The 12812-nt window shown below is 71.5% G+C and carries 5 protein-coding genes; 3 read left to right on the top strand and 2 right to left on the bottom strand.

Annotation, left to right across the window (positions count from 1 at the left end):
* Positions 1 to 2: 2 nt before the first annotated feature.
* Positions 3 to 1376 carry a type VII secretion integral membrane protein EccD gene (gene eccD / locus ACZ5IK_RS17380; RefSeq protein ID WP_465488598.1) on the bottom strand — a complete coding sequence of 458 codons (1374 nt, stop codon included), beginning with the start codon at positions 1374 to 1376 and terminating at the stop codon, positions 3 to 5.
* A 121-nt stretch (positions 1377 to 1497) separates the two neighbouring features.
* Here eccD and eccCa point away from each other — a divergent pair, with 121 nt between their 5' ends.
* Positions 1498 to 5469, top strand: a complete 3972-nt coding sequence (gene eccCa, locus ACZ5IK_RS17385) for a type VII secretion protein EccCa (RefSeq protein WP_465488599.1) — start codon at positions 1498 to 1500, stop codon at positions 5467 to 5469.
* Between the two features lie 330 nt (positions 5470 to 5799).
* On the opposite strand, the gene ACZ5IK_RS17390 is transcribed toward eccCa, so the two are convergent.
* Positions 5800 to 6906 carry a S8 family serine peptidase gene (locus ACZ5IK_RS17390; protein WP_465488600.1) on the bottom strand — a complete coding sequence of 369 codons (1107 nt, stop codon included), beginning with the start codon at positions 6904 to 6906 and terminating at the stop codon, positions 5800 to 5802.
* A gap of 131 nt (positions 6907 to 7037) precedes the next feature.
* Here ACZ5IK_RS17390 and ACZ5IK_RS17395 point away from each other — a divergent pair, with 131 nt between their 5' ends.
* A complete protein-coding gene (locus ACZ5IK_RS17395; RefSeq protein WP_465488601.1) occupies positions 7038 to 10334 on the top strand; it encodes a right-handed parallel beta-helix repeat-containing protein in 3297 nt (1098 codons plus the stop codon).
* A 74-nt stretch (positions 10335 to 10408) separates the two neighbouring features.
* Positions 10409 to 12811: an ATP-binding protein gene (locus ACZ5IK_RS17400; protein WP_465488602.1), complete on the top strand. Its 2403-nt coding sequence runs from the start codon at positions 10409 to 10411 to the stop codon at positions 12809 to 12811.
* Position 12812: the final 1 nt, after the last annotated feature.

Consider the following 12812-nt stretch of genomic DNA (forward strand, 5'->3'; position numbering starts at 1 on the left):
GATCAGCCCCCGAGACCGCGCATGAAGGCGAAGACCCCGAGCAGCCACAAGGCCAGCGGCAGCAACGAGACCGCCGCGAGGGTTTCCGCGAGGTCCGCGAGCCTGCCCCACTGCGGCAGCAGCCTCCGGCCGGGCAGCGTCCACCTCGCCACGATCAGCACGGCCGCCAGCAGGAACACGCCCGCCACCATCGGCAGCGGGGTCGCCGCGTCCAGCTGCGTGGCGAGCAGCAGCCGCAGCACGCCGTAGACCCCGGGGACGATCACCGAGAGGCGCTGCCACACACTGCCCAGCGCGCGGCCGTGCACCAGCAGCAGGGTGCTGAGCACGGCGGTGAACGTGGTGGCCTGCCACGAGCCGTCCCGCACCACGAATTCGATCGCGACGACGCAGGAGACCCCGATCGCGGTGAACAGGGCGGTCACGAACGAGTCCGCGATCCTGCCCTTGCCGACGACCTCGTCACCGGCGTGCGGTTCGAGTTCCTCCTGCAGTTCGCGGGCGCTGGTGGGCAGCCCCGGCAGCCGCAGCCCGGCCAGCCGGAAGGCGAGCCGCGGCACGAACGCGCCGAGCAGCACGGCGACCACCGCGATGATCGTCGCCGACGCGGCGGCACTCGCGCCGCCGAGCATCAGCACCAGGCCACCGGAGGCGCACAGCAGCCCGAGTGTGGCGACAGAGATGAACACCGGTGCGGCGCCCGCCACCGCGGCGAGCCCGAGCGCGGCCGCTCCCGCGCCCGCCACACAGGCCGCGAGCAGCCGCGCGCCGGCGAGCACCGTCCCCTCCGGTCCACTGGGGACGATCGAGCCCGCGAGCCCGACGAACGGGACCGCGGCCAGTGCCAGCGCGAGCGCCGCCGTCGAGTCGCCGAGCGCACGGGCCGCGGTGGCCGAGCAGACCAGCAGGAAGACCGCCGCGGCACCGGCCGCCACCAGCGTCGGCCACGACGCCGGGGCCGACACCAGCAGTCCGAACGCGAACGCGACGAACGCCAGGACGCAGCCGAGCATCGTCCAGCGCGTCGCCCGCGGGCTCCACGAATCGGGGCGGTCGCGGGCCTCGGTGGACAGTCCGTCGATGATGTCGTCGAAGTGGACGGTCGGGAGTTGCTCGCGGCGGGGCCGCAGATGCACGGTCTCGCCGTCGCGCAGGTTCAGCGAGTCGACGGTGGATTCCTGGTCCAGCGGTGGATCACCGAGTCGCTGCAGCGTCCAGCCGTCGTGGTCCACCCCCTCCTCCGCCAGCTCGCTGCCCGCGTGACCGAGGATCGTCGGCATCAGGTCGATCAGGGGGATGTCCACCGGAACCGCCAGCTCGAAGCAGGCGGACGGGGCACGGACCCGGAGTTTGCACAGCCCTGAAGTGGTCGCCATGACATACGCCTTCGTTTCGGCGACCGACGCGCGGATCACGAGTGAACCGTCGCGTGGTCGGATTTCGTCACCTCTTGTGGAGCCGCCACCACAGCGCGTCCGAGAGGGAAGGAATCCGGGCTTGAGTGTAATCACATTCCGCAAGGGGCCGCGACGGCCAGGACCGGAAATGCCCGAGGGCGAGCTGAGCATCCAGGAACCGCCGACGCTGCCAGAAGTCCAGCGCAGCGCCGGCGCGGTCATGATGTACCTGCCGATGGCGCTGTCGTCGACGGCGACCGTGCTGCTGTTCGTCCGGCCGGGCGAGAACGGCGCGTTCAGCTATCTGGCCGCCGGGCTGATGACGGTGTCGTCGATGGCCATGCTGGTCGGCCAGCTCGGCCGCAGCGCGGGCGAACGCAAACAGAAACTCAACGACGCCCGGCGCGACTACCTCCGCTACCTGGCGCAGTCCCGGCGCAAGGTCCGTGAAGTGGTCGCGAGCCAGCGGGAAGCCCTCGCCTGGCGCCACCCCGATCCGACGTCGCTGTGGTCGCTGCCCGGCACGTCGCGGATGTGGGAACGCGACGCGCAGGACGAGGACTTCGGGGAGATCCGGATCGCGCGGGGCCCGCAGCGCCTCGCCTGGCGGCTGAACCCGTTGTCCACCAAGCCCGTCGACGATCTGGAGCCGCTTTCGGCGCACGCGCTGCGCCGGTTCATCCACGCCTACGGCACCGTGGACGGCCAGCCGGTCGCCGTGTTCCTGCCGTCGTTCGCGCGGATCCTCGTGCGGGCGGAAGGCGAAGACCCCGAACCGGTCCGGGCGCTGGCGCGGTCGATGATCGCCCACCTCGCCGTCTTCCACTCCCCCGCCGAACTGCGGATCGTCGTGCTCACCTCGCCGGAACGGCGGGCGGCGTGGGAATGGGTGAAATGGCTGCCGCACAACCTCCACCCCAGCGAGACCGACGGCGCGGGCGAGGCCCGGCTCGTGCTGGAATCGACCGCGGAGCTGGAAAACGCGCTCAGCGACGAGTTCGCGACCAGGCCGGGGTTCGATCCCGACGCGCTGCCGGACGGCCACGAACCGTGCGTGATGCTGTTCGTGGACGGCGCCACCGTGCCACCCACGTCGAGGCTGGCCGGTGACGGCTACCGCAACACGACGCTCGTCGACCTCTCGTCCGCACTGTCCGAAAAGGACGATCAGCAGACGCTGCGGCTCCGGCTCGAAGGCGGGATGCTCAAGCTGATCACGGTGGACCAGCACAACAAGGAGGTCGCGGGCGATCTCGGACGGCCGGACGGGATCGGCCTCAACACCGCGACGGCGCTGGCGATGCGGCTGGCGCCGTACCGGGTCGGCGCGCGGCAGCGGTCGGCCGAACCGATGACCGCCAACTTCGACCTGACCGCCATGCTGGGCATCGCCGACATCCAGACCTACGACGTCGCCGCGGGGTGGGCCGCGAAACGGCCCGGTGGCAGGCTCCGCGTACCGCTGGGCGTCGGCCCGACCGGCGCGCCCGTCGATCTCGACATCAAGGAATCCGCCCAGTCGGGCATGGGCCCGCACGGCATGCTGATCGGCGCGACCGGGTCCGGGAAGTCGGAGCTGCTGCGGACCCTGGTGCTGGCCCTCGCCCTCACGCATTCCTCGGAGATCCTGAACTTCGTCCTGGTGGACTTCAAGGGTGGCGCGACCTTCCTCGGCCTGGACGGCCTGCCGCACACCTCCGCGGTGATCACCAACCTCGCCGACGAGGCCGCGCTGGTCGGCCGGATGCGCGAGGCGCTCAACGGCGAACTGGTGCGGCGGCAGGAACTCCTGCGCAAGGCGGGCAACTACAGCTCCGCGCTGGACTACGAACGCGCGCGGGCCAACGGGACCCCGCTCGATCCGCTGCCCACGCTTTTCCTGGTGGTGGACGAATTCAGCGAGCTGCTCTCGGCGCACCGCGATTTCATGGACCTGTTCATCATGATCGGCAGGCTCGGCCGGTCGCTGGGCGTGCATCTGCTGCTCGCCTCCCAGCGACTCGACGAAAGCCGGATCCACCAGCTGGAATCGCATCTGTCCTACCGGATCGGCCTGCGGACGTTCTCCGCGATGGAGAGCCGGGGCGTGCTGGGCGTGCCGGACGCGTACCAGCTGCCGTCCGATCCGGGCAACGGCTTCCTCAAGAGCGGCACCGCGGCGCTGGACCGGTTCAAGGCGGCCTACGTCTCCGGTCCGCACCGGGTGGTGCGCCGGAACGTGGAACAAGCCGTGGTGGCCCAGCAGATCGTGCCGTTCACGTCGAAGTTCACCGCCCGCCGCGACCCCGAGCCCGAACCGGTCCCGGTGCCCGAAGCCGAGCCGGAAGGCGCGGTGCAAAGCCTGCTGGAACTGGCCGTCGACAGGCTCCGCGACAGCGGTCCCCCGGCACACCAGGTCTGGCTGCCGCCGCTGGACGCGCCCGGCTCGCTGGACGAACTGCTGCCGTCGCTGGTGGAGACCGCCGAACGCGGCCTCAGCGCGGAAGCCTGGTCCGGCCGCGGCGCGCTGACCGTGCCGATCGGCCTGGTGGACCGGCCGTTCGAGCAGACGAGGGATCCGCTGCTGGTCGATCTGGCCGGCAGTGACGGCCACGTCGCCATCGTCGGCGGTCCGCAGAGCGGCAAGAGCACGGCCCTGCGGACCCTGATCACCTCGCTCGCGCTGACGCACACCCCCGCCGAGGTCCAGTTCTACTGCCTCGACTTCGGCGGAGGAACGCTGTCGAGCCTGCGGAAACTGCCGCACGTCGGCGGGGTGACCGGGCGGCTGGACGTCGAACGCATCCACCGCACCATCGGCGAGGTCACCGCGCTGCTGACGCGCCGGGAGCGGTTCTTCACCGACCACGACGTCGACTCGATGACCACCTACCGGCGCAAACGGGCGGCGGGCGAGTTCGCCGGGGAACGCCACGGGGACGTGTTCCTGGTGGTGGACGGCTGGTCCACCATCCGGCAGGACTTCATGGACCTGCTGCCGACGTTCGTCGAACTGGCCTCGCGCGGCCTCAACTACGGCATCCACCTGATGCTGGCGTCGAGCCGGTGGAGCGAGATCATCAGCGCCGTCCGGGACCTGGTCGGCACCCAGCTCGAACTGCGGCTCGGCGACCCGGTCGACTCGGTGATCAACATGCGCGCCGCGGCGACCGTCCCGAAGATCCCCGGCCGCGGCCTCACCGACAAGGAACTGCACTTCCTCACCGCCCTGCCGTCGATCGACGGGGTGGCGGGCGACGTCTCCGAGCACGTCGAGACCCTGGTGAGCCGGATCGCGGCGGCGTGGCCGGGCCCGTCCGCTCCCGGCGTCCGGATGCTGCCGGTGGTCCTGGACCGGGCCGAACTGCCCGAGCCGGACGCGGACGTGCGGCTCGCCCTCGGCCTCGACGACCAGCGTCTCGAACCGCTGTGGCACGACTTCGAGGACAACCCGCACCTGATGGTCGTCGGGGACGTGGAATCCGGGAAGACGAACCTGCTGCGGCTGGTGATCGACGGCATCACCCGGCGATACGGCCCGCAGGAGGCGCGGATCATCACCGTGGACTACCGCCGCGGCCTGTACGACGCGGTGCCCCAGGAGTACAAACTGGGCTACGCGGTGTCCGGCGACTCGGTGCGGGAAATGATCGACGGCGTCGCCCGCGCGGTGCAGACCCGGATCCCGGGCCCGGACATCACCCCGGCCCGCCTGCGGCTGCGCGACTGGTGGACCGGACCGCAGGTGTTCGTGGTGATCGACGACTACGACATGGTCGCGTCGTCGTCGAACGCGCTGTTCCAGCAACTGTTCGACCCGCTGGCGCAAGGGAACGCGCTCGGCCTGCACCTGATCGTGGCCCGGGGCGCCAACGGCATCGGCCGCGGCGCCAACGATCCGCTGCTGCGGCGGCTCACCGAGGTCAACACCCCGGTGATGCTGCTGTCGTGCCCGCTGTCGGAAGGCATGGTGTTCGGCGAAGTCCGGCCGCGCGTGCTGACTCCGGGACGGGCGCAATACGTCACGCGGCGCGGGACGACCGTGGTGCAGACCGCGCTTTCCGCGCACGAATCGGAGCTCGTCGCGAAATGACCGGCTCGCCCTCCCCCGCCGCGACCCCCGGTGGCGGCGGAGGGCCACCCCGGCGGCTACCCCAGCCGCCGACGCGGAGCCCCGGGACCGGTCCTGCCCCGGGGCTCCGCCCCTTTCTCGAGCGCTCTGTCCGGCTGCTTCGCACGGCTGCTTCGCGGTCGGTGCCCCCAATGTGGCATTGGGGGCAGGAAAGGCGCGCACCTGGCCCGGCAGTGATCCCTGGTGGCGCGTGAAGGCCCCCTTCCCTCGGCTGAGCCGAGGGAAGGGGGCCTTCACGCGCAAGATCGCGCGCCCGGTTCTCGCGCTACTGCTTCGAGGTCGATGTCGCCGCTACCGGCCGGCTCGCCACCCGCGCCGCCGCCCCCGCGGCACCACCACGGCCGCCGCCCCCAGCAGGCACACCGCCACCAAAACCCCGCCCACCACAGCGAAAGCGCTCTGCCGGACCGGCTCGACGTCGGGCAGCGGCAGCACGGCGACCGGCTCACGATGCACGGTCGCGGCCCCGTCGGTCGTCCCAGCCGACGTCAGGGCGGCGAGCGGGTCGAGCACGGGGCCACCGGCTTGCGGCGAGGCGGTGTCGCGCAGCCGCCGGGCGAGGTCGGCAGCCGTCACTTCTCCCCGGTAGGACCGGATCAGCGCCGCCGCGGCGGCCACGTGCGCGGCGGCGAACGCGGGGCCCGCGCCGACGACCTGGCCACCGCCGGGTCCCTTGCCCACCACCAGGTTTCCCGGTGCGGCAAGGGCTCCCGGGACCGGCGTGACCTTCCCGTCCGGGCCGAGGGCGGTCACCGCGAGCACTCCGGGGAACGCCGCGGGGTAGTACGGGCCCGGAGGGACGTCGCGTGCCGTGGTGAGGTCCCGTCCGGCCGCCGCGACGACCAGCGCGCCCGCGGCGATCGCCCGGTCGACGGCTTGGCGCAGACCAGGGTCCGCCTCCGTGACGGCCGCGGCGACGCAGATGATCCGCACCCCCGCGGAGACGGCCGCGTCGAGGGCGGTGGCGATGCTCGACGCGGTCGCGACACCGAACTTGTCCGTACCCCGCAGCGCCAGCACCCGCGCGCCGGGCGCGAGCCCGGACATCCCGGACGACGAGGGCGCGGCGATCAGGCTCGCGACGACGGTGCCGTGCCCGACGCAGTCCGTCCCGGCCTCACCGGCCGCGTCGGCGGGCAGCACCGATGTGTCGACGCCGGTGTCCACCACGGCCACGGTCACGCCCGCACCGGTGGAGAGCGACCACAGACGGTCCGCGCCGAGATACGGGAGCTGCCACGGCGCCGACGGGATCTTCTTGCCCGACGGGGCGGTGCACGGCTGCCCGGCCCGCAGCGTCTGCGGGATCTGCGGGAGCTCCGTGTCCTGCGCGGCCGCGAGGCCACCGTTCGCCAGCAGGGTGAGCGTCGCGCACGCCACGGTCAGGTGTCGCCTCATCGTCCCAGTCCAGCACGCGCGGCCGCGGCCGAACACGAAGAAGGACCGGCAGTTTCCCCGCCGAGTGAACCGTGCCGGACCTCCACCGCGTTGTCACCGGTGGAGCCCGCAGAACGACGAGGGGAGCGCTCGTGTCACGGCACGTGCTCACAGTGGACCGCGATCAGGGGTATCGCACCATTTCGGCAGCGCTGCAGGACGCGCGCAACGGCACGGTGATCTCCGTGCTTCCCGGCCGCTACGACGAATCGCTGGTGGTCACGAAGGTGGTCACCATCGCCGCGAGCGACGTGCGCGGCAGTGTGGAGATCGTGGCGCGCAACGGCAGCGCGGTGCAGCTCGCCGCCGAAGCGGTGAAACTCACCGGGCTGGTGCTGCGCGGCCAGCATGAAGAACTGCCCACGGTCGACGTCGCGCGCGGCCAGGCCGCGGTGGAGGACTGCGAGATCATCGGCGCCGCCTGGACCGCGGTGCTGGCCCGCAATTCGGGCTCGCTGGCGATGCGCGGCTGCCGGGTCACCAATCCCGGCGGCGCGGGGATCGTGGTCACCTCGCCCGCGCCCAGCACGATCGAGGACTGCGTCGTCGAACACGTGCAGACCTCCGCCGTGGTGATCGCCGAACGCGGCAACCCGACGGTCCGCGACTGCACCCTGAGGCACGCCAAGGGCAACGGCGTCTGCGCCAACGGACAGGCGCAGGGCACCATCCAGCACTGCGACATCTCCGCCACCGACAGGCCGGGGATCGCGCTCGAAGAGGACAGCGCGACGAAGGTGCTCGACACCACCGTCCGCGACAGCACGAGCGGCGTCTACGTCAGCACCCATTCCTCCCCCGTGCTCGAAGAATGCCGCATCACCAACACCACCGGCGACGGGATCACCGTCGCCGACGGCGCCGATCCCCTGCTGCGCCGCTGCCGCACGGCCAAGACCGGCGGGGCCGGGGTGCGCGTCACCGGCCGGTCTCGTGGCACCTTCGAGGACTGCGAGGTGGCCGACGCGACCGGCGCGGGTATCCACGTCGACGAGGCGAGCGGCCCGTCCTTCCACCGCATGGCCGTCCGCGGCGGCTCGTCGGCGGGCCTGCTGCTCACCGACGGCGCGACGGCCGAGTTCGACCGGCTGGAGGTCCATGACGTCGCGGGCGACGGCGTCCGGGTGGAGGCGGCGGCCAATCCGCTTCTCCGCCGGGCGACGCTGAACGGCTGCCGCGGCAACGGCGTCGAGGTCACCGGCAACGGCCGCGGCCGACTCGAAGACTGCGAGATCCGCGACGCCAAGAAGGCCGGTCTGAGCGTCTCCGAAGGCGGAAGTCCTTACGTCAGCACGCTCCGCGTGTTCCAGCCGGGACAGTCCGGTGTCCTGATCGGACCGGGCGGAGTCGGCTCGCTCCGGGACTGCGAGATCATCGACGCGGGTGAAGACGGAGTGGCGGTGCGCGACGGCGGCGAACTGACACTGTCCCGGTCCACGGTCCGGCGTTCCCGGGGCCACGGCGTGCAGGTGGACGCCGGTGCGCGGGCGAAACTGACGGCCGACGACCTCAGCGGCAACCGCCGTGACGGCGTCCGGATCGAGTCGTCCGACGCGGTGAGCGTGGTGGACTGCACCGCGTCCGACAACACCGGGGGCGGCCTGCGCGTCACCGTGCCCAGCGCCCGGCTGTCGGTGGAAAACCTGACCAGCAACGGCAACGGCGCCCCGGACACCGATGGGAGCACGGCCAGCACGGTCGAGGTCGCCGGGGCCGAAGCGGCGGACGCGGCGCCGCAGAACGTCGAGGACGAGGGAGCGCCGCTCGCGAAACTGGAGGCGCTGGTCGGCCTCAGCGGCGTCAAGCATCAGGTCAAGACCCTGGTGAACCTTAACAAGATGGCCCGCAGGCGCGAACAGGCGGGCATGATCGCGCCGCCGACCAGCAGGCATCTCATCTTCGCCGGGCCACCCGGTACCGGTAAGACGACCGTCGCCCGGCTCTACGGCAGCATCCTCGCCGAGCTCGGCGTGCTGCGCGACGGCCACCTGGTCGAGGTCGCCAGGGCCGATCTGGTCGCCCAGATCGTCGGCGGGACGGCGATCAAGACCACCGAGACCTTCACCAAGGCGCTGGGCGGCGTGCTGTTCATCGACGAGGCGTACACCCTGACGGCGCAGGGCAAGGGCAGCGGACCGGACTTCGGCAAGGAAGCCGTCGACACCCTGGTCAAGCTGATGGAAGACCATCGCGACGAGCTCGTGGTGGTCGCCGCGGGCTACTCGCCGGAGATGACCGCGTTCCTGCAGTCCAACCCCGGTTTGGCGTCCCGGTTCACCAGGACCATCGAGTTCGAGAACTACGCCACCGACGAACTGGTGACGATCGTCGAGCGGATGTGCACAGCCCACCAGTATCAGGTGCCCGAGGACACCAGGAACGCCCTGTCCGTCCACTTCGGACGGATGGAACGCGGTGACGACTTCGGCAACGGGCGCACCGCGCGCAAGGTGTTCGAGGAGATGGTGGACCAGCAGGCGTTCCGCCTCGCGAGCGAACCGGACGCCGACGACCAGAGCCTTTCGCTCCTGCTCCCCGCCGACGTACCCGGGGGCGTGGCGGAGAACGCGGGCCACGGTGACGACGACGCGCTGACGGCGTTGCGGACGCGGCTCGACTCGATGATCGGCCTGGCCGGGGTGAAGGACGCGATCACCGATCTGGTCAACCTGATCGCCACCGCCCGGCAACGGCGCCAGGCCGGCCTGCCGGTCCCCGCGATCAGCAACCACCTGGTGTTCGCCGGCGCGCCCGGTACCGGCAAGACCACCGTGGCGAGGCTCTACGGCGAACTGCTCGCCGCGCTGGGCGTGCTGCGCAAGGGACATCTGGTCGAGGTCGCGCGGGCCGATCTGGTCGGGCGCTACGTCGGGCACACCGCGCACCTGACCAGGGAGGCGTTCGAAAGCGCGCGCGGCGGCGTGCTGTTCATCGACGAGGCGTACGCCCTCACCCCGGAGGGCGCCACGGGCGGCGACTTCGGGCAGGAAGCCGTCGACACCCTGGTCAAGCTGATGGAGGACCACCGGGACGACACGGTGGTGATCGTCGCGGGCTACTCCGCGGAGATGCGGAAGTTCCTCGCCTCGAACACCGGTCTCGCCTCCCGGTTCTCCCGGCACATCGAGTTCGAGAACTACAGCACCGACGATCTGGTGACCATCGTGCACCGGATGGCGCTGACGAACGGCTACGAGTGCGCCCCGGAGACGGTCATCGCGCTGCGGCGGCATTTCGCGGACGTGGACCGCGGCGAAGCGTTCGGCAACGCCCGTTATGCCCGCCAAGTGATGGAGATCATGATGACCCGTCAGGCGGGCAGGCTCAGCACCACGGGTGCGCCCACCGTCGCCGACCTGCGGTTGCTGTCCCCCGCAGACCTCCCCTGACCCCCTTTCGGCGACGCCGCGTCATGGCAGGATGACCGCCATCGGCACGGCGTCGCTGAGAGGGGTTCGACTGCGTGGGTACGACCGCGTTCGGTGACTTCCTGCGCTTCTACCGGCTGCGCGTCCCCCTGACCCAGGAAGAGCTCGCCGAGCGGACCGGGATCAGCGTGCGCAGCATCAGCGACATGGAACGTGGACGCGTCCGCAGCCCTCAGCGGCGCACCGCGGAACTGCTGGTCGAAGGACTCGGACTGGCGGGCAAGGAAGCCGCCGACTTCGGCGATCTGGCCCGCTCCGGGCGCCGGTCGCCGCCCCCGCCGGAAACCGCGGCGCCGGAGAGCGAACCCGAAACCCCCAGGGCTTTCATCGCCGTCCTCCCACCCGATCTCACCGAGCTGACCGGACGAGAGGCCGAACAGCGGATCCTCGACGACATCGCGCAGGCCGCCGAATCCTCGTCCCGGCTGCAGGTCGCGGTGCTCCACGGCCTGCCGGGCGCGGGCAAGACCGCGCTCGCCGTGGACGCCGGGCACCGGCTCGCCCGGCACTTCGGTGACGGCTGCCTGTTCCTCGACCTGCGCGGCATGGATCTCGAACCGCTCGCCCCGGAGCGGGCCGTGCACCGGCTGTTGCGCGGATTCGGCGTGGACGAACGCCAGCTGCCGAACGATCCCGAAGACCAGCTCGCCCTCTACCGTTCCCTGCTGCACGACCGCGACGTGCTGCTCATCCTCGACAACGCCGCCAACGAGGCCCAGGTGCGGCCGTTGCTGGCCACCAGTCCCGGCTCGATGGTGCTGGTGACGAGCCGGAACACGATGGCGGGGCTGGACGCGCGGCACCGGATCTCCCTCGGCTCGCTGTCCGAAGACGAGTCGGTGGAACTGCTCGGTGTGATCGCGGGTCCGCGACGGCTGGCGGGCGAGCCGGACGCGGCGCGGCGGGTGGCGAAGCTCTGCGGCGGTGTGCCGCTCGCGTTGCTCATCGCCGGGAACAGGCTGGCCAGCCGGTTCCAGTGGACGATCGCGCATCTCGCCGACCAGCTGGAGAACGAGCGGCGGCGGCTGTCCGTGCTCACCGCGGGCGACCTCCAGGTCCGCGCCGCCTTCGAACTTTCTTACCGCCACCTGACCCCCGAGGTCGCCAAGGTGTTCCGGCTGCTCGCGCTGGTGCCGGGTTCGGACACCTCCGTCGAACTCGCCGCGGTGGCCTCCGGGCAGCCGGTGGACGAGGTCGAGGCGGCGCTGGAGAAGCTGGCCGAGGCCAGCCTTCTCGGCTTCAGCGGCACGCCCGGCCGGTACACCAGCCATGACCTGCTGCGCGTCTACGCCATGGAACGGCTCGAAACCGCAGAGCGGGCCGAGGACGTGCACGCCGCCGGGGAACGCGTCCGGAAGTGGCTGCTCACGGTGGCGACGAAAGCGGCGCAGTTCTTCGACCACGACCGGCCGGAGGTGACGGTCACCGTCGACGGTCCCGATCCCGTGCGGGACCGGGATTCCGCGGCGCGATGGCTGGCGCGGGAACAGACCCACTGGCGTGGCGCGCTGCGCGCGGCCGTCGGACGGGGTGAGCACCGCCGGGTCCTCGATCTGGCCGAAGCGATGCACTGGTACTCGGATCTGCGCGGGACCGGCGAGCTGTGGCTCGAGGTCTTCCGGGGCGGCGCGGCGGCGGCGCGGGCACTGGGAGACGTCAAATCGGCGGCCGAGCAGCTGAACTACGTGTCCTGGGCGCTCTACGCGCTTTGCGGGGAATCACGGGAAGCACTGGCCGCGCACAAGCTGGCGGTGGCGGCCGCGAGCGAGGCAGGCGACGTCGTGACGGAGGCGTGGTCGCTGTACTACGGATCGGCCATCACCCGGCGGCTCGGCTCGCCCCGCGAGGCCGCGCGGGTCGGCAGGCGGGCGGTGGAGCTGTTCGAGCAGGCAGGCTATCCGAACGGGCACAATCTGGCGCTGTCCCTGCTCGGCAGTATGCTGCACACCCTCGGCGAGTTCGACGAAGCCGTGGCCGTGCAACGGCGGAGCGAGGCCTACTACCGCGGTTCGGCCACCGCGCCGGGCAACGACGAACTGCTGTCCATGGTGCTGACCAGGCTCGCCGACAGCCTGGCGGCGAGCGGCGACGTGGCGACCGCGCTGGAACTGCTCGAAGAGGCCGAGTCGTTGTTCCGCAAACACGACGCGATGTTCGGGGTGGCGCGGACACAGCACCTTCGCGGACGGGTCCTGTCCAGGGCCGGGCGGCTGGAGGAAGCCGAAGAACAGCTGGTGGCCGCCCTCGCCGAGGAGCGCCGCTCCGAAACGAAGATCGAGATCATGGTCGAACTGGCCGACCTCGCCGACTCCGGCGCCAAACCCGAGGAAGCCCGCCGTCACCGGGTGCGCGCCCTCGCCGAATGCGCCAGGTACGAGACTCCCCACGCCAGGAGCCTGGCCCGGAAACTGGCCACCACGCTCGGCGTCGCCGTCTGAG

Source organism: Amycolatopsis sp. NPDC031561 (assembly GCF_055580625.1).